This window comes from Sphingomonas sp. PvP056, from assembly GCF_040549155.1.
Classification (GTDB): domain Bacteria; phylum Pseudomonadota; class Alphaproteobacteria; order Sphingomonadales; family Sphingomonadaceae; genus Sphingomonas.
The window spans coordinates 112,927-132,121 of record NZ_JBEPST010000004.1 but is presented as its reverse complement, the minus strand read 5'-3'; the positions used below and the strand labels follow the sequence as shown (position 1 = coordinate 132,121).

At 63.7% G+C, this 19,195-nt stretch carries 12 protein-coding genes; 6 read left to right on the top strand and 6 right to left on the bottom strand.

Going from position 1 to position 19,195, the window contains the following annotated elements:
* The first annotated feature begins 37 nt into the window (after positions 1-37).
* Positions 38-1,213, top strand: a complete 1,176-nt coding sequence (locus ABIC17_RS11165) for a glycosyltransferase family 4 protein (RefSeq protein WP_354281880.1) — start codon at positions 38-40, stop codon at positions 1,211-1,213.
* A 206-nt stretch (positions 1,214-1,419) separates the two neighbouring features.
* Here the strand turns inward: ABIC17_RS11165 and ABIC17_RS11160 are convergent, their stop codons facing one another.
* Together ABIC17_RS11160 and ABIC17_RS11155 are read right to left on the bottom strand one after the other, a co-directional pair.
* Positions 1,420-3,384, bottom strand: a complete 1,965-nt coding sequence (locus ABIC17_RS11160) for an AsmA family protein (protein ID WP_354281878.1) — start codon at positions 3,382-3,384, stop codon at positions 1,420-1,422.
* A 69-nt stretch (positions 3,385-3,453) separates the two neighbouring features.
* Positions 3,454-4,620, bottom strand: coding sequence for a pyridoxal phosphate-dependent aminotransferase (locus ABIC17_RS11155; RefSeq protein ID WP_354281876.1), 1,167 nt, complete (start codon positions 4,618-4,620; stop codon positions 3,454-3,456).
* A 662-nt stretch (positions 4,621-5,282) separates the two neighbouring features.
* Here ABIC17_RS11155 and rplJ point away from each other — a divergent pair.
* The 3 genes from rplJ to ABIC17_RS11140 all read left to right on the top strand — a co-directional run bounded on the left by rplJ (position 5,283) and on the right by ABIC17_RS11140 (position 7,214).
* A complete protein-coding gene (rplJ, locus tag ABIC17_RS11150; RefSeq protein WP_242139445.1) occupies positions 5,283-5,816 on the top strand; it encodes a 50S ribosomal protein L10 in 534 nt (177 codons plus the stop codon).
* Positions 5,817-5,886: 70 nt separating this feature from the next.
* The gene (gene rplL / locus ABIC17_RS11145; protein ID WP_354281875.1) at positions 5,887-6,264 is read left to right on the top strand and encodes a 50S ribosomal protein L7/L12; all 378 of its coding nucleotides are present in this window, start codon (positions 5,887-5,889) and stop codon (positions 6,262-6,264) included.
* A gap of 359 nt (positions 6,265-6,623) precedes the next feature.
* Positions 6,624-7,214, top strand: coding sequence for a hypothetical protein (locus tag ABIC17_RS11140; protein WP_354281873.1), 591 nt, complete (start codon positions 6,624-6,626; stop codon positions 7,212-7,214).
* A gap of 148 nt (positions 7,215-7,362) precedes the next feature.
* On the opposite strand, the gene ABIC17_RS11135 is transcribed toward ABIC17_RS11140, so the two are convergent.
* From ABIC17_RS11135 to ABIC17_RS11120, 4 genes are read right to left on the bottom strand one after another with little or no spacing between them, the layout of a single operon-like run.
* Positions 7,363-8,187 (bottom strand): hypothetical protein, encoded by an 825-nt coding sequence (locus ABIC17_RS11135; RefSeq protein WP_354281871.1) that lies wholly within the window; start codon positions 8,185-8,187, stop codon positions 7,363-7,365.
* Positions 8,184-8,402 (bottom strand): helix-turn-helix domain-containing protein, encoded by a 219-nt coding sequence (locus ABIC17_RS11130; protein WP_354281869.1) that lies wholly within the window; start codon positions 8,400-8,402, stop codon positions 8,184-8,186. Before ABIC17_RS11130 ends, ABIC17_RS11135 begins: the two co-directional genes overlap by 4 nt.
* Positions 8,402-8,926 (bottom strand): DUF2975 domain-containing protein, encoded by a 525-nt coding sequence (locus ABIC17_RS11125; RefSeq protein ID WP_354281867.1) that lies wholly within the window; start codon positions 8,924-8,926, stop codon positions 8,402-8,404. Before ABIC17_RS11125 ends, ABIC17_RS11130 begins: the two co-directional genes overlap by 1 nt.
* Positions 8,927-8,978: 52 nt before the next feature.
* On the bottom strand, positions 8,979-10,223 hold the full coding sequence (locus ABIC17_RS11120; RefSeq protein WP_354281865.1) for a hypothetical protein: 1,245 nt from the start codon (positions 10,221-10,223) through the stop codon (positions 8,979-8,981).
* 348 nt (positions 10,224-10,571) lie between these two features.
* Between ABIC17_RS11120 and rpoB the strand changes: the two genes are divergently transcribed.
* Positions 10,572-14,756 carry a DNA-directed RNA polymerase subunit beta gene (gene rpoB / locus ABIC17_RS11115; protein WP_354281864.1) on the top strand — a complete coding sequence of 1,395 codons (4,185 nt, stop codon included), beginning with the start codon at positions 10,572-10,574 and terminating at the stop codon, positions 14,754-14,756.
* A gap of 129 nt (positions 14,757-14,885) precedes the next feature.
* Positions 14,886-19,178 carry a DNA-directed RNA polymerase subunit beta' gene (gene rpoC / locus ABIC17_RS11110; protein WP_354281862.1) on the top strand — a complete coding sequence of 1,431 codons (4,293 nt, stop codon included), beginning with the start codon at positions 14,886-14,888 and terminating at the stop codon, positions 19,176-19,178.
* Positions 19,179-19,195 lie beyond the last annotated feature (17 nt).

Genomic DNA, 19,195 nt, shown 5'->3' with positions numbered 1-19,195 from the left:
GGCGGCGAATCAATAGAGCCCCGAGGGGGGGGCGCCAATGAAGATTTTTTACATTTCGGCGGGCTCGGCAGATGTCATCACCGCACATCGCGCATGGCGGTCCGGGGAGGATGACCCTTCCCAAATGTCGATTACCTTCTCGAGCCAGATCGCTGAGTTCGTCGAACAGCTAGATGCGCAAGCGCTGTTCATGTCCTTCGGTCGCGACAATGAACGCTTCGTCGATGACCGCTTCACCCTTGAACACCGGCCCTTCCGATCTGGGCGTGGCGCCAGATATTACCTGGCAGAAATGCGCAAGGCTGCGGCCGCTTTATCCGCAGCGAAAAGGTTTGGGGCAGACATCGCTCTGGTGGATTCCGGTGCGCTCGCATGGTTTGCTTTGCCGATATTCCAGATGGCCGGAATACCGGTTGTTCCAATCTTGCATAATGTCCTGTGGCCTGCTGGCTTTCCTCCCCGTGGGATGATAGCCAAGGCAAAAGCTAGCATCAACCTGCCGTTCTGGCGACAGATCAAGGGACCAGCGCTCGGAGTATCCGAAGAAGCGTGCAGGCAAATAAGAATGGTTTCTGGCCGGGAAAGCGGATCGGTATACCGTTTTCTACCGCAATTTCGTCGTGCATATTTTGACGACATACCGCCGCCACCGCCTCGTGATGGTCCGTTCAATGTCCTGTTCGTTGGTCGAGCGGTCGAAGACAAAGGGTTGTTGTTACTCCCGACCATTGCGCAATCCGTCGAACGCCGCAGCCCTGGTGCCGTGCGGTGGACGATCTGCGGCGACGGGCCGGATCTTGGGGCATTGCGCAAGGCTGTGACCGCGATGGGATTGGACAAGATATTTGATATCCGCGGCTGGACGACCCCTGCTGAAATCAAAGTGATCTACAGATCAATCCACGCTGTGATTGTGCCGACGACCAGCGCCTTCCAGGAGGGATTTGCCATGACTGCAGTAGAAGGCATATTGGCTGGTCGTCCGCTGGTGACCAACTCAGTCGTTCCAGCACTCGACGACCTGCGCCCGGCGTCTTTGGCCGCCATTCCCGACGATGCGCAGAGCCACGCAGACGCAGTCCTCACACTGGCGAGTGATCATGAACGTTACGACCGTTTGAAGGCTGCCACATTGAAGCTGGCAGAGCCCTTTTATGATATGGAATACGGGCTGACAGCGATTTTGAAACTCGCTTTCTCCGAGGCTAATTGAACGCAACGCGTGACGGAGCCGCGACCATATCAACCCGCTGCGCTAGATCGCGTGCCCCACCCTCCGCGTAATCCCGGCTCTGTGCCGGGATCCACCTTGCAGCGAACGCAAGCCGCGGGGACGCGCAATAAGGTCGCCCCCCCGTACAAGCCTTCGGTGACTGAGGGTGCAATCGTCGCGCCCCGCTACAATGGCTGAAGCCGCCGCTATCGCAACGCCAGCGCCACCGCCGCCGAGCAATTCACCGTCGTCGGCGGACGCCCCGCCGCGGAGGGCGGCGTCTTGGTAATCCCCAGCGCCTGACCGATCGACCGCCCCAGCACGCGCAGCACGCCGCCAGCGGTCGGCTTCTCCGACGCGCCGAGCCCCGCGACGGTCACCGTCGGCGACCCCAGCGTGCCCCGGACGTGGATCGGGTCCGCGATCCGCAGCAGCGCATTGCTCTTGCTCGCCCCCGCCAGCGTCAGCTCGAGCCGCTCGCCGTCGAGCACGATCCGTCCCGACCCGCGCCCGACCGAAGCGCCTGTATCGATCGCCAGCGGATTGGGCGTCAGCACGCCGCCGGTCGCGCGGAAGTTGGCGACGAGGCAGCGTAGCGGCACCGTTTCGCTCGGGCCGCCGATCGCGTGGGCGACCGCGCCGCTCAGATTCTGCCCGAGCACGTCCGCGACCATCCGCTGGACATGCCCGTCGGTCGCGACGATCGCGGCCTTGCCGCTCGCATGCGCCATCGCCGCGCGGACGGTATCACCCTGCCCGGTCATCACGATATGCCCGCGCACCGGCCCCGAGATCATCTTAGGTTGCCCGACCAGCGAATCCAGCGTCAGCCCCGCCAGTCGCAGGTCGATCGCGAGCTTGGGTGTGCCACTGCGGTGATCGACCTTGACCGTGCCCGTCATCCGCCCGCTCGCCAGCGTCGCGACGACGTTGCGCACCGTGATGACGCGGTGATCGAGCGTCAGCGATCCCGACAGGCTCTTGAACACCGTCCCCCCGCTCGACAGCAGCCGGTGCGCGACGAAGACCAGACGCCCGTCGGTCTTGCCCATCTTCGACAGGTTGATCCGCGTCGGCGGGATCACGCGCGGCCCAATCGCCGCCTTGCGCGCGGCCGATTTCGCACGGCCCTCGGCGTCGGCGAGATCGTCGAAGTCGAACTGGCGCGCGTCGACCTTCGCGTCGATGTTGGTCCGCCCGCCGTCCTTGTGGATCGTCGCCACGCCGCTGAACAAGGACCGCCCCATGCTCCCGGCGATCTTGTCGACATACCAGTCGCGCCCGTCGTGACGGATCTTCCCCGCGAGGTTGATCGGTTGCGACCCGAACAGCCCCGCCTCGATGATCCGGTCGAGGTTCTTGAGCGTCGGCGCGCGGGCGGTGATGTCCGCGCTGAAATGCCGCGTGTCGAGCACCCCGCGCATCTGCCCGTTGACCGCCATCCGCAGCGCGGGCGAAGCGAGCGTCGCCTTGAACGGATAGGGTGCGGTCGGGTCGATCCCGGTGATCTTGCCGCCGGTCAGGTCGAGCGTGGCGGGGGTATCCTGGAACGTCCCCGTCGCGGCATAGCGCAGGCCGTTCCGCGCATCGACGCTGAGCGGCCCGCCGACGATCAGCCCGCGCTTCGCGTCGCTGATCACGACCTGGCTGTTGGTGATCGTCAGGTCGGACAGGCTCGGGCGATTGTCCCCTTCACGCTTCGGCTTCTTGCGCTCAGGCTTCCAATTCTCACGTCCCGACACGTCGCGTACCAGCGCGATCCGTGCGCCGTCGATGCTGACCTTGTCCGGGCGAAACTTGCCGAGCAGCAGCGACAGCACCGGCACGCGCACGCTTGCGGTTGCCACGCGGACGAGATCGCCCGGCCCGACCCACGCCGGTTGCGCGATCTGTACGTCGTGGACCGACACGATTGGCGTGTAGGAAAACACGCTGTCGCGCGTCACCGACCCGACCTGCACCTTCGTATCGAGTGCTGCGGACAGCCGGTTTTCGATCGTCCCGCGCAACAGCCCGAACGGAAACGCCCCCAATGCGACGACCCCGACCACCACCAGCGCGCTCCCCACGACTGCGCTTACCAGCAACCGCGATCGCAGGCGCGACCGCGGCTTTGGCGTGGGAGAGATCGCAGGCTGCTCGGACGGGGCCGGAACGGGAGGATTGGTCACGCCGGATCAACCCGAAAACCGCCCGATGGTTTCACTCGCGTATCATTATGTGTCCAGCGCTAGCCTGCGTCAGGCAATTACCCGGTCGAGCGCGGTACAGAACGCCTTCATCTCCGCTGTCGACCCCACGGTCACCCGGCTGACCGTCGGCCAGATCGGCCACGACCGACCGATCTCGACGCTCTGCTTGCGGAACGCGACCTGCATGTCTTTGGCTTGCTTCGTCTTCCAGTCGACCATGAACATGTTGGCATTGGTCGGCTTGACGCTGATCCCCCGCGCCTTGAGATGATCGAGCGTCAGACCGCGCGCCGCCTCCATCTGCGTGCGCCGCGCGACGATCAGCGACGCCGCGCTCAGGCTGGCAGTGGCGCAGGCGATGCTCGTCACCGGCAACGCGCCCGACTGCATCCCGCCGTCATAGCGCATCATCTTGGCGATATTGGTCGGGTTAGTGACGATATAGCCCATCCGCAGCCCCGCCATGCCGAACAGTTTGGAGAAAGTGCGCAGCACGATCACGTCGGGATGTTTCACCGCCAGATAGGAGGCGACCGGCACGCCCGCGAAATGGGTGTACGCCTCGTCGATCAGCACCATCGACCCGGCGGGCTTGTTCGCGATCAGCCATTCGATGTCGGCAAGCGGGGTGATCGTGCCTGTCGGGTTGTTGGGGGTGCAGATGTAATAGAGCCCCGCGTTTGGATCGGCGGCGAGCATTGCCTTGACGTCATGGGTATACTCCGCGGTCAGCGGCACCGCCTTGACCGGCGCGCCGAGCCACGCCGCGGTGCGCCCGGCGAGCTCGAACGTCGGATCGGCGGTGACGAGCCCCCTGGTCGGCGAACAGAAGCTGACCACGGCGCGACACAAGGGGTCGCTCGATCCCGGCCAAGGCGCGACATGGCCGGCGGGAACGCCCTCGACCGTCACCACCGCCTTGATGAAATCGCCGCGCTGGTCCTGCGGCGAATAGCGGTTGCCCTGCTCGATCATCTGCGCCGCCGCGGCCGCCCCCGGCGCGAGCGGGCCGGTCCAGCATTCGTTCGCGCCGATCCGTACCTTGGGCTCGGGCTCGGGTGCCGCCGCAGCCGATCCCCAGGCTGGGCGCCCGAGCGTCGCCGCCGCCGCGCCGACTCCGAATACCGCAGCGATTCGCGCAAGATCACGCCGCGCAAACCCGCGGGTCAGCAAATCGTCGTCGGCTTCGTGGTTTAGAACAGCATATTGTGTCATCGGTCGGCCCCCCGTCGTGAACAAGTCCGTCCCGTCCTGGTCAGGCTCGCCGGCCCTTGGTGATAGAGTGTTCCGCACAACGGATGTGCGCGCTATTGGTCAAATGGCGCAGGTGCAAAGGATAGTGGGATTGGACTTTCCTTCCGTCGTCCCCGCGCAGGCGATAGGAGGTTGGTCGTCACCCCGCGCCCTAAAAGCTGCCGTCATGCTGAACTTGTTTCAGCATCCACCGTGCAACAGGGATAGTCCGGACTCGCGGAGGGCTGGATCCTGAAACGAGTTCAGGATGACGGATGGTTTTGTAGAACTGCCGCCGTCGCGGTAATGACGGCTAGCGGGCAACGCCACCACGCCCCGTTGACTTTCCCCCGCATCCAGCTATCAGCGCCGCTCTCCCGACCCGAGTTCGCTTGGGGAAGGACCGTCCGAGACAGCAGGTGGCCGAATTCCGTCGGTCTTAATGCCCTGCCGAGACGGGGACAGGATTTCCGCCGACACCGGGTTTGCCCGCGTTCCGGCTTGCCGCCCTCCGCATCGCCCCCGTGGCGAATGAGCGGGCGTCGCTCCCATTCCCCATCGCTGGACACTTCCGGGGTGCATCTGTGCCCTGGTTCGTAACCGGTCGTGCCGTTCGCGGCATGGCCAAAAAAGTGGAGAATGGCATGGATCGTGCTCAAAAGACCGAGCTCGTTGCAGAGCTGAACCGCTCGTTTGCCGAAGTCGGCGTGGTGATCGTCACCCGCAACCTCGGCATGACCGTTTCGCAGTCGACCAAGCTGCGCAACGCGATGCGGGATGCTGGCGCGAGCTACAAGGTCTCGAAGAACAAGCTTGCCAAGATCGCTCTGGACGGCACCGACTACACCCCGCTGGGCGACATGCTCACGGGTCCGGTCGGTCTCGCCAGTTCCATCGACCCCGTCGCGGCCGCCAAGGTGGCCGTGGAATTCGCGAAGACGAACGACAAGTTCGAAATCGTCGGCGGTGCGATGGGTGCGACCGTCCTCGACGTGGACGGCGTGAAGGCACTCGCGACGATGCCGTCGCTGGACGAACTGCGCGCGAAGATCGTGGGCCTCCTGGTTGCACCTGCAACCAAGCTCGCGACGATCGCCCAGGCGCCTGCGGCTCAGCTCGCTCGTGTGCTTTCGGCCTATGCCGAGAAGGACGCCGAACAGGAAACGGCGGACGCCTGACATCTGTCGGGTATTCGAGATCTTTTGAACTGAAACCATGGGGCGATGCCCCTGTTACTGGAGACTACACATGGCAGACCTCAACGCGCTGGTTGACCAGCTTTCGGCCCTCACCGTCATCGAAGCAGCAGACCTGTCGAAGATGCTCGAAGAGAAGTGGGGCGTTTCGGCCGCAGCAGCAGTCGCAGCAGCTCCGGCAGCTGGCGGCGGCGCAGCAGCACCGGTTGCTGAAGAGCAGACCGAATTCGACGTCATCCTCACCGGCGACGGTGGCAAGAAGATCAACGTCATCAAGGAAGTCCGCGCGATCACCTCGCTCGGCCTGACCGAAGCGAAGACGCTGGTCGAGTCGGCTCCCAAGGCCGTCAAGGAAGGCGTTTCGAAGGACGAAGCAGCCAAGATCAAGGCCCAGCTCGAAGCAGCTGGCGCGACCGTCGAAGTCAAGTAAGGCAGGCGAAGGGCGGCGGGCAACCGGCGCCCTTCCCTACCGGACCTCGGTTCGAACCGAAAAGGGCGGCCCCTGCGAAGGGGTCGCCCTTTTTGCGTTTGGGGGTGACGGGGCTGTGCGGGACGAGCGCATCGACCCTTTCAACCACAGCGCACACCTTCTCAAGCCCTACACCATCCGTTCGGGCCTAGACGACAGAAGCAAGGGCGAAGCCGCTACCGCTAGGGAAAGCCTCGCGCAACGCCACAGCGGTCGGCTCAAGCGCCCAGATTACAGAGAACCGGACGCCAACGCGCTGCGGCAACATTACCAGCTAGCCGCTCGACGCCATCGCTGCACTGTGGGTCTGTTCCTAGCACATGGCCATCCCCGCCCCCATTCTGACAGTTAATCACACCGCCAACCTCCTGATGGGCTCGTATAGAATGGCCGCGTGCAGCCTTATTGACCCGCTGCTCTGGACTATTGTTGGCAGTTCAGATTCCCGATACGCTACCGATACGAAATACAAGGTAGCCTGGGAGGAACGAATGCGCAGAGCTTTACTTGGTATGATGGCGTCTGTTCTTGTTCCGACAACCGCTGCCGAAGCTCAACAAGGGCCTTCTGGACAAGGCAATGGGCCGAACAACAGTGGCACGAAGGATTTCAACCAGCAGCAAAATTTCCGTGATTTCTACGTCGGCGTTGCAGACTCGGACCGATCGACGATGCGGGCGGTCCCAGCGTCGCCCAAGGACATCGTGCAAGGGTTGGAGGTCCATGACGAAAAGGGCCTGCTGGTCGGCAGGATCGAGACGGTCGGCAAAGGCTTTGCGACCGTGGCAAGCGCGATCGGTAGCGTCGAGGTAGATTTTTCATCCGTTGCAAAGAACAAGAACGGGCTTTTGATCAACATGCCCAAGAGCAAGATCGACGCGTTGATGACGCCCGCTCATCCAGCGCCGTGAGGTTTCGACCGGCTAAGACGCGATCGACGGGACTATCTATGGTCGCTCGTCCCGGTACGCTGAACCATACGTCCGTTGCTGACTTTCCGCCGGACCTCCCCATGCCACTCCAAGCGGAGCAAGTGCTCATTTCGTTCCTACCCGTGCCTCACCGCGATCGAAGAGGCGGCGCATTTGCGATGACAGGCCGGGGCTGCTCGGTCAGCATCCGCACCCCCCGCCGTTCCGCGACAAACCGCGCCGCGCGCAGTTGCACCGCCGCGATCATCACCACCATGATGCTGACCAGCACCGCGTCGAGCGCGAGCATTCCCCACATCACGCCCGCGGACTGCCCCATCGCGTAGCGATTGAGCCCCTGATGTACGGCACTGAACGGCAACCGAGTGACGAAAACCATCGGCAAGACGGCGAAATACCACCAGCCGGTCGCGCGCGCGGACTCAAGCGGACCGAAGCCGGTCGTTCCGATCGCGGCGTTGACGAACCACAGCAGCAGCAGCGGCTCGAGCAGTTGCTGGCCTAGCCCGAAGACGAGCCGCACCCCAATCACCGCCTGCCCCGTACCCGCCTGCCCGCCTGGCGCAGCCCCGAGCGCCGCGAGGATCGGCTCGGCATAGATGATCGCCAGCGCCGGGACCAACTGGAACACCACCACCCCCGCATAGCGCCGCCACGCCAGCGCGGGCACGCGCAGCGCCGCGCCCGCATCCCCCAGCACGAGGAAGCGCACCGCGAAGAACGCTAGGCCCCAGGTCGCGAACATCTTGGGCCAGCCGAGCGCCATCCGCTCCGGTGCCATGCTCGCGGCCTTGCGGACCGCCGGATCGGTCGAGAAAAAGCCGGTGCGGACTTCAATCACGTGCTGCACCAGCTCGATCGCGATCATCCCCGCGACGAGCCACAGCAATGCGCGCATCGCCTTCGTGCCATCGACGAACCCGCCCGCCCAATTCGCGAAAAAGCGCTTCATGCTGTTTCCCCTTCTGTTTCGAACCGCAGGATATCCCCCGGCTGGCAGTCGAGCGCTGCGCAGATCGCCTCGAGCGTCGAGAAACGGATCGCGCGGGCCTTGCCCGTCTTGAGGATCGACAGATTGACGACGGTCAGATCGACCGCGGCGGCGAGCTCCGTGAGCGTCATCCGCCGTTCGTGGAGCATCGCGTCCAATGTGACGACGACCGGCATCAGACCGTCATCGCCAGATCGTCGCGCATTTCCGTGCCGCGCCGGAATACGCGGGCAAGCACGAACAGCATGAGCACGGTGATCCAGCCGCTGAACGACGGGTTCCAGTCAACGAAATCGAACCGCATCAGTCGTGCCCAGCCGGTGAACGCCCCCAGTCCGAGGTCGAGCACTTGCAAGACCAGCATTCCCCAGGCGATCGTCTGAAGCCGTACGGCGTTGGCCTCGGTAAACGGGTCGCCTGCGCGCACCGTGTCGACGATCGCGAGCAGCGCCAGGAAGATCCGCCGAAGCACGGCAGCGGCACCGATCGACGCCAGCATCAGCAACCGCATCCCCCACACAATCGCCGCGACATCCATCGTCGGCCCGTATTTGTATGTCAGCCGTGCGAGCAGCGCGCCGCTCATCGGAAACGAGACGAGGATCGCGACCGCAAACAACACCCCCGCCGCGACGTTGATCAGGAGAAAGCCGCGCAGGATCAGTCGTGCTGCGCTCAGAACCCGGTCATGTCCCACCATTTGCCACCCATATCGTTTATCGATGTATAGATTATCGATAAACGATATGGGGTCAAGTGGTAACGCCGTCTGTGTACGCGATGATCGCAACGTTCTGGACCATCCGCGCAGCGGTATCGAGCCGGAACGGCTGGAGCCTGCCCCCCGTCCCCGGGTCGATCCCGATGACGAACGGCCGCGCAGTCTGCCCCTCGCCGCCCCCCGTCGCGTCATCGGGCCAGCCATAGCGCAGGTTGACCGAGAGCAGCGGCACCACCATCCGCCGCCCGCCGATCTCGACCGTCTCGATCGTGTCCTTGGGGTGCATCGCCATCCCGCCCAGATCGACCGCGGTCCCCGGCGGCAGGTCGAACGGCGCGGCGATCGACTTCTCGATCGGCATCGCAAACAGCGCGCTCAGCAGCGCATCATGCTGCGTCCCCATCCCGAGCAGCCGGATATCGACCCGGATCCCGGTCGCCAGCGCATCTCCGACGTTACGAACGATAATCCGGTAATCGACCGCCACGCTCAGCAGGTTGGTCCCGCCACGGGTCGCAACGCAATCGATCTCGATCCGCGCGCGTTGCGCTTGGGGGGCATCGGTGCGCGGGGTCGGTTCCGCACGCGGGGCGGGAGCAACATCGACCGGGTCATGCGCTGCGTCATCGGTTACGATGGCCCCGGCGTCCTCCGAGTTTGAAGCCTTCGGTTCGCCCCTCCGCCGTCGCCACAGAAACACCGCCCCGGCCCCGAGCGCGACCGCAATGCCCCCCGCTACGAGGGCGAACCACGATGACCGCGCATTGCCCTGCCCTGCGGGTTGCGACGTTGCCGTGGCAACCGGTGTCGAACTGACCGCGACAGGCTCGGGCGAGGCTTCCGGCTGCTGGGTGGAGATTGCGGTTGGGACCGGTTCGGGCGCCGCGGGCGTCGGTAGTGGTTCGGGCGCGACCGGTGTCGGCCTCGGCGCCTGGACGGGCGTAGCGACCGGGGCCGGGCGGTCGGGCACCGTCACGCGTGGCGCAGTCGTCGGACGCGGTACGGGCGTAACCCGCACGGTCGGTACGACGCGAGGCGGTTGCGCGGGTGCGGCAACCACAGGCGCGGATGGCGTAGGGGTGGGCGCTGGACGCGGCGCGGTGGCACCGGTGGTCGGCTGCGCATCCGGGGCAATCCGCGGCGTCGGACGCGAAGACGGGAGGCTGAATCCGTCGAGATCGGGAAGCGGGGTCGCGGGCGCAGACGTCTGCGCGACCGCTGCAGGTGCCAGAAGGAGCGCGAACGCGACGGGAGCGGTGCTGGAGATGGTTTTCACAAGATCGCCCATAGCGACAATCGCGCAACCGCCAAAGCGGCGCTTCGAATTGGCCCGCCCAACCCGCCGCACGCGATGTTCCGTTCACCGCCCGGTCGGACTAGACGCCTTATCACCCCATGATTTGACAGGCTCGGACCCCGTCCCTATATGGCGCACTCCACCACAGTCTTCGGGAAATGACGTGCCGTCGCGCAGCATGTCGATCGTATTGGGATTGTGGTTTCACGAGACGCATGAAAGCTGCTGTCGTTCCACCCCTGTGGAGGACATGCGGCTTTTTGCGTTTTCGGCGTGCCCGCCCGGGCGTTTCCGGGCACGAATTTAGAGCTTGAGGGCAAAAACTCCATGGCGACCAAGGCAACCAACGAGGGCACGGCCAAGCCGCGCGCAGCAGAAAGCGGCACTGCCAAGCGCCGCATCCGCAAGGTTTTCGGCAACATCCACGAAGTCGTGCAGATGCCGAACCTGATCGAGGTCCAGCGCGAGAGCTACGAGCAGTTCCTGCGGTCCGACCCGTCGATCGGTTATGTCTCGGGTCTCGAGAAGACGCTGCGCAGCGTTTTCCCGATCCGCGATTTCGCCGGCACCGCCGAACTCGACTTCGTCAATTACGAGCTCGAGCCCCCCAAGTTCGACACCGACGAGTGCCGCCAGCGTGGTATCACCTATGCGGCACCGATGCGCGTCACGCTGCGCCTGATCGTGTTCGAGGTGGACGCCGACACCGATTCGCGTTCGGTCCTCGATATCAAGGAGCAGGACGTCTACATGGGCGACATGCCCCTGATGACGGGCAACGGCACCTTCATCATCAACGGCACCGAGCGTGTCATCGTCTCGCAGATGCACCGTTCGCCGGGCGTCCTGTTCGACCATGATCGCGGCAAGACCCACGCATCGGGCAAGTATCTGTTCGCTGCGCGCGTCATTCCGTATCGCGGGTCGTGGCTCGACTTCGAGTTCGACGCCAAGGACATCGTCAACGTCCGCATCGATCGTAAGCGCAAGCTCCCGGTTACTGCCCTCCTGTACGCGCTCGGTATGACCGGCGAGGAGATCCTCAACCACTTCTACAACCGCGTGACCTTCGTCCGTGGCCAGGGTGGCTGGATCATCCCGTTCCAGCCCGAGAACTGGCGTGGCCAGAAGCCGATGTACGACATCATCGACGCCAAAACTGGCGAGATCGTGTTTGCCAACGGCCAGAAGATTAGCCCGCGCGCAGCCAACAAGGCAGCCAAGGACGGCCTGACCGACCTGCTGATCCCGACCGAGGAAATCTTCGGTCGCTACAGCGCGTATGACCTGATCAACGACAACACCGGCCAGATCTACATCGAGGCGGGCGACGAAGTGTCGGCCGAGAACCTCGAACTTCTCGACCAGGCCGGGATCGACCGGATCGAACTGCTCGACATTGATCACGTTGCGACGGGTCCGTGGATCCGCAACACGCTCAAGGTCGACAAGGCCGAGGAGCGCGAGCAGGCGCTGTCCGACATCTACCGCGTTATGCGCCCGGGCGAGCCGCCCACGCTCGAGACCGCAGAGTCGCTGTTCAGCGGCCTGTTCTTTGATCCCGACCGCTATGACCTGTCGGCCGTCGGTCGCGTCAAGCTCAACATGCGTCTCGACCTCGACGTCGAGGACACCGTGACCACGCTCCGCACCGAGGACATTCTCGAGGTCGTCAAGACGCTCGTGAACCTCAAGGACGGCAAGGGCGACATCGACGATATCGACAACCTCGGTAACCGTCGTGTCCGTTCGGTCGGCGAACTGCTCGAGAACCAGTATCGCGTCGGTCTGCTCCGCATGGAGCGCGCCGTGAAGGAGCGTATGTCGTCGGTCGACGTGTCGACCGTGATGCCGAACGACCTGATCAACGCGAAGCCCGCGGTTGCCGCGGTCCGCGAATTCTTCGGCTCGTCGCAGCTGTCGCAGTTCATGGATCAGACCAACCCACTGTCGGAAGTCACCCACAAGCGTCGCGTGTCGGCACTTGGACCAGGTGGTCTGACGCGTGAGCGCGCCGGCTTCGAAGTCCGCGACGTTCACCCGACGCACTATGGCCGCATCTGCCCGATCGAAACGCCGGAAGGCCCGAACATCGGTCTGATCAACTCGCTCGCCTCGTTCAGCCGCGTCAACAAGTACGGGTTCATCGAGACGCCGTACCGCAAGGTCGTCGACCACAAGGTGACCGACGACGTCGTGTACCTGTCGGCGATGGAAGAGGCGAAGCACACGATCGCACAGGCCAACGCTGACCTGACCGCGGACGGTGGTTTCACCGAGGAACTCGTCTCGTCGCGTCAGGCTGGCGAATTCCTGATGGCGATCCCCAACAACATCACGTTGATGGACGTCAGCCCCAAGCAGCTCGTCTCGGTTGCCGCATCGCTCATTCCGTTCCTGGAAAACGATGACGCCAACCGCGCGCTGATGGGCTCGAACATGCAGCGTCAGGCGGTTCCGCTCGTCCAGGCCGAGGCGCCGTTCGTCGGCACCGGCATGGAAGAGACCGTGGCGCGCGATTCGGGTGCGGCGATCTCGGCCAAGCGGGCTGGCATCGTCGACCAGGTTGACGCAGCACGTATCGTCATCCGCGCAACCGGCGAGATCGATGCCGGCCAGTCGGGCGTCGATATCTACACACTGATGAAGTTCCAGCGCTCGAACCAGAACACCTGCATCAACCAGCGTCCGCTGGTGAAGGTGGGCGACGTGATCACCGCAGGCGACGTCATCGCCGACGGCCCGTCGACGGAGTTCGGTGAGCTCGCCCTCGGCCGTAACGCGCTCGTCGCGTTCATGCCGTGGAACGGATATAACTATGAGGATTCGATCCTCATCTCCGAGCGCATCGTCAAGGACGACGTCTTCACCTCGATCCATATCGAGGAATTCGAAGTCATGGCGCGCGACACCAAGCTCGGGCCGGAAGACATCACGCGCGATATCCCCAACGTCGGTGAGGAAGCGCTTCGCAACCTCGACGAGGCTGGCATCGTGTACATCGGTGCAGAGGTCGAGCCGGGCGATATTCTCGCGGGCAAGATCACGCCGAAGGGCGAAAGCCCGATGACGCCGGAAGAAAAGCTGCTCCGCGCGATCTTCGGTGAGAAGGCGTCGGACGTGCGCGACACGTCGCTCCGCCTGCCGCCGGGTGTTGCGGGTACGGTCGTTGAAGTCCGGGTGTTCAACCGCCACGGCATCGACAAGGACGAGCGCGCGATGGCGATCGAGCGCGAAGAGATCGAGCGCCTCAAGAAGGACTCGGACGACGAGCGCAGCATCCTCAACCGCGCGACCTGGTCGCGTCTGCGCGAGATGCTGATCGGCCAGACGGCAACCGCCGTCCCCAAGAACGGGCCAAAGAAGGGCGTGGTCATCGACCAGGACGTCCTCGACAGCGTCGATCGTCACGAGTGGTGGAAATTCGCGGTTGCCGATGACAAGACCCAGAGCGATCTGGAAGCAGTCAAGACGCAGTATGACGATGCCGCCAAGCTGATCCTCGACAAGTTCCACGATCGTCGCGACAAGCTCGAGCGTGGTGACGAGCTGCCGCCAGGCGTGCTCAAGATGGTCAAGGTCTTCGTCGCGGTGAAGCGCAAGCTGCAGCCGGGCGACAAGATGGCCGGCCGTCACGGGAACAAGGGCGTCATCTCGCGGATCCTGCCGGCGGAGGACATGCCGTTCCTCGCCGACGGTACGCCGGTCGATCTCGTGCTCAACCCGCTGGGCGTGCCGTCGCGCATGAACGTCGGTCAGATCTTCGAGACGCATCTCGGCTGGGCTGCCCGTAACCTCGGTCAGCAAGTCCACCGTGCGCTCGAGGAATGGCGCGATGCCAACCCCGAACCCAAGGCGGGCGACATGCCCGACGCGGTCAAGGCGCGGCTGCTCGAAGTCTATGGCGATCACTATGCCGCAGACATCGAGGCGCGGACTGCCGAGCAGATCATCGAGCTGACGGATAACCTCAAGACCGGCATCCCGATGGGAACGCCCGTGTTCGACGGTGCCCGCGAAGCCGACGTCTCGGCGATGCTGGAACTGGCGGGTCTCGATACGTCGGGTCAGTCGGATCTGTTCGACGGACGCACCGGGGATCAGTTCGACCGCAAGGTGACCGTGGGCATCATCTACATGCTCAAGCTCCACCATCTGGTCGACGACAAGATCCACGCCCGGTCGATCGGGCCGTACTCGCTCGTCACGCAGCAGCCGCTGGGTGGTAAGGCGCAGTTCGGTGGCCAGCGCTTCGGCGAGATGGAGGTCTGGGCGCTTCAGGCATATGGTGCTGCGTACACCTTGCAGGAAATGCTCACGGTCAAGTCGGACGACGTCGTCGGGCGCACCAAGGTCTATGAGGCGATCGTCAAGGGTGACGACACGTTCGAGGCCGGTATTCCGGAGAGCTTCAACGTTCTCGTCAAGGAAATGCGTTCGCTCGGCCTCAACATCGAGCTGACCACGACCGAGCATTTCGACAGCGACGGCGTCGCGATCGCGGCCGAGTAAGCGGATAGCTCCCCTCCCCTTCAGGGGAGGGGTTGGGGGTGGGGCCGTGCAGCGCATGCCTCACCCGAGAAAATAACGGCCCCACCCCCAACCCCTTCGGTACAAGGGGCGGGGCTAAGGAGTTCAGATATGAACGAACTGACCAATTTCGCGAACCCGGTCGTCAAGGCCGAGACCTTCGACCAGATCCAGATCGGCATCGCCAGCCCGGACAAGATCCGCAGCTGGTCGTTCGGTGAGATCAAGAAGCCCGAGACCATCAACTATCGCACGTTCAAGCCCGAGCGTGACGGCCTGTTCTGCGCGCGCATCTTCGGTCCGATCAAGGATTACGAGTGCCTGTGCGGCAAGTACAAGCGCATGAAGTACAAGGGCATCGTCTGCGAGAAGTGCGGCGTCGAAGTCACCGTCTCGAAGGTCCGGCGTGAGCGCATGGGCCATATCGAGCTGGCAGCGCCTGTCGCGCACATCTGGTTCCTGAAGTCGCTGCCGTCGCGCATCGGCCTGCTGCTCGACATGCAGCTCAAGCAGCTCGAGCGCGTGCTGTACTTCGAGGCGTATATCGTGATCGAGCCGGGCCTGACCCCGCTCGAGAAGTATCAGCTGATGACCGAGGACGAGCTCCTCGACGCACAGGACGAGTATGGCGAAGACGCCTTCTCGGCCGGCATCGGCGCGGAAGCCGTTCGCATCATGCTTCAGGACCTCGATCTCGAGGGCGAGCGCAAGGAGCTCCTCGAGGAACTCGCGGTCACCAAGTCCGAGCTCAAGCCCAAGAAGATCATCAAGCGGCTCAAGGTCGTCGAGAGCTTCATCGACTCGGGCAACCGCCCCGAGTGGATGATCCTCGAAGTCGTTCCGGTCATCCCGCCCGAGTTGCGCCCGCTGGTGCCGCTGGACGGTGGTCGTTTCGCGACGTCGGATCTGAACGATCTGTATCGCCGCGTGATCAACCGCAACAACCGCCTGAAGCGCCTGATGGAACTCCGCGCGCCGGACATCATCGTCCGCAACGAGAAGCGCATGCTGCAGGAGGCCGTCGACGCATTGTTCGATAACGGTCGCCGCGGTCGCACGATCACCGGCGCCAACAAGCGTCCGCTCAAGTCGCTGTCCGACATGCTCAAGGGCAAGCAGGGCCGCTTCCGCCAGAACCTTCTGGGCAAGCGCGTCGATTACTCGGGTCGTTCGGTCATCGTGACCGGGCCTGAGCTGAAGCTGCACCAGTGCGGCCTGCCGAAGAAGATGGCGCTCGAGCTGTTCAAGCCGTTTATCTACGCACGTCTCGATGCCAAGGGTCTGTCGATGACCCTCAAGCAGGCGAAGAAGTGGGTCGAGAAGGAGCGCAAGGAAGTCTGGGACATCCTGGACGAGGTGATCCGCGAGCATCCGGTCATGCTGAACCGTGCGCCGACGCTTCACCGTCTCGGCATCCAGGCGTTCGAGCCCGTTCTGATCGAGGGCAAGGCAATCCAGCTTCACCCGCTGGTCTGCTCGGCCTTCAACGCCGATTTCGACGGCGATCAGATGGCGGTCCACGTCCCGCTGTCGCTGGAAGCACAGCTCGAAGCCCGCGTCCTGATGATGTCGACCAACAACATCCTGTCGCCCGCGAACGGCAAGCCGATCATCGTTCCGTCGCAGGACATGGTGCTGGGTCTGTACTATCTGTCGATGCTCAAGGAAGGCGAGCCCGGCGAGGGCATGATGATCTCCGACATGCAGGAGGTGCATCACGCGATCGAGGCTGGCGCGGTCACGCTCCACACCAAGATCATTAGCCGCGTCCCGCAGACCGACGAGGACGGCAAGCAGTATCTCAAGCGCTATGAGACCACCCCCGGTCGCATGCTGCTTGGCGAGTGCCTGCCGCAGAACCACAAGGTACCGTTCGACATCGTCAACCGCCTTTTGACCAAGAAGGACGTCGGCGACGTGATCGACGAGGTCTATCGTCACGCCGGCCAGAAGGACACGGTGCTGTTCGCCGATGCGATCATGTCGCTGGGCTTCAAGCACGCGTTCAAGGCGGGCATCTCGTTCGGCAAGGACGACATGATCATTCCGGACGCCAAGATCGCGTTGGTCGACGAGACCAAGGGTCTTGTGAAAGACTTCGAGCAGCAATATCAGGACGGCCTGATCACGCAGCAGGAGAAGTACAACAAGGTGATCGACGCCTGGAGCCGTTGCGGCGATCAGGTCGCGAACGCGATGATGAACGAGATCAAGGCGGTCAAGCATTACGACGACGGCCCCAACAAGGGCCGCGAGAAGCCGATCAACTCGATCTACATGATGGCCCACTCGGGTGCCCGTGGTTCGCAGGCGCAGATCAAGCAGCTTGCCGGTATGCGCGGACTTATGGCCAAGCCGTCGGGCGAGATCATTGAAACGCCGATCATCTCGAACTTTAAGGAAGGTCTGACCGTCCTTGAGTACTTCAACTCCACCCACGGTGCCCGTAAGGGTCTCGCGGATACGGCATTGAAGACCGCCAACTCGGGCTACCTTACCCGCCGTCTCGTCGACGTGTCGCAGGATTGCGTCATCATCGAGGAGGATTGCGGGACGACCCGTGCGCTCGAAATGCGTGCGATCGTTCAGGGCGGTTCGACCATCGCGTCGCTCGGTGAGCGCATCCTCGGTCGTACGACCGCGGAAGACATCGTGGACAGCAAGACCGGCGAAATCGTGATCCCGTCGGGCACGCTGCTCGACGAGCCGATGGTGGCACGGATCGAGGCAGTCGGGACGCAGTCGTGCAAGATCCGCTCGCCGCTGGTCTGCGAAACCAAGATCGGTGTCTGCGGCAAGTGCTACGGGCGCGATCTCGCCCGCGGTACGCCGGTGAACATCGGTGAAGCAGTCGGCGTCATTGCGGCGCAGTCGATCGGTGAGCCGGGCACGCAGCTGACCATGCGTACCTTCCACATCGGTGGTGCGGCACAGCTCAACGAGCAGTCCAACCTGGAGGCAGTGGCCGACGGCACGATGGAATATCGTGATCTTCGCACCATCACCGACCAGCGTGGCCGCCGCGTCGTGCTCAGCCGCTCGGGTGAAATCGCGATCGTCGACATGGACGGTCGCGAGCGTGCGGTGCACCGCATTCCGTACGGCGCATACGTGCTGTTCGACGATGGCCACATCGTTGAAAAGGGCGATCGTCTGGCGGAGTGGGATCCCTTCACCATGCCGGTGATCACCGAGAACCCGGGTGTCGTGAAGTATCAGGATCTGATCGAGGGCAAGACGCTCACCGAGCAGGCCGATGAAGCGACCGGTATCTCGCAGCGTGTCGTCATCGAATATCGCGCCACGACCAAGGCCAAGGAGGATCTTCGTCCGCGCCTCACCCTTACCGGTGCAAGCGCAGAAGAAGCCGGCCGGTACATGCTGGTTCCGGGCGCGACGCTCTCGGTCGAGGATGGAGCGACGGTTTCGGGCGGTGACGTTCTGGCCCGTGTCAGCCGCGAAAGCGCCAAGACGCGCGACATCACCGGCGGTCTGCCGCGTGTTGCCGAGCTGTTCGAGGCCCGCAAGCCGAAGGAGAATGCGATCATCGCAAAGGTCTCCGGCCGCGTCGTGTTCGGCAAGGATTACAAGGCAAAGCGCAAGATCGGTATCCAGCCCGAGGACGGCGGTGATGTCGTGGAGTATCTGGTGCCGAAGTCGAAGGTCATCGACGTGCAGGAAGGCGATTACGTCAAGCGCGGCGACAATTTGATCGGCGGCTCGCCTGATCCGCACGACATTCTCGAAGTGCTCGGCATCGAGCCCTTGGCCGAATATCTCGTGTCGGAAATCCAGGAGGTCTATCGTCTCCAGGGCGTGAAGATCAACGACAAGCACATCGAAACGATCGTTCGTCAGATGCTGCAGAAGGTCGAGATCACCGACGGCGGCGACACCACGCTGCTCGCCGGCGAGCAGGTCGATCGCGACGAGATGGACGAGATCAACTCGAAGATCGACAAGAAGGAGCGTCCGGCCCAAGGCAAGCCCGTCCTGCTCGGCATCACCAAGGCGTCGCTGCAGACCCGCAGCTTCATCTCGGCGGCGTCGTTCCAGGAGACCACCCGAGTCCTCACCGAGGCATCGGTGCAGGGCAAGAAGGACACGCTGACCGGTCTCAAGGAGAACGTGATCGTGGGTCGACTGATCCCGGCGGGTACGGGTGCGGGAATGAACCGCCTGCGTGTCACCGCTTCGTCGCGCGATGCGGCACTGCGGGTCCAGCAGCGGCGTCTCGCCGAGGTTGCGATCGTCGCGCCGAACTCGGCAAAGGAAGAGCATGACGCAGAGCTCGCGCGGTCCACGCGCGACTCGGGCGGCATCGGCAGCGATCCGCTCGCGGCCGTCACCACCAGCGGTCATGGCACCGATGCCGACGCGGGCGAGTATCTGAACAAGGAGTAAGCTCCGCGTTCGGGTCT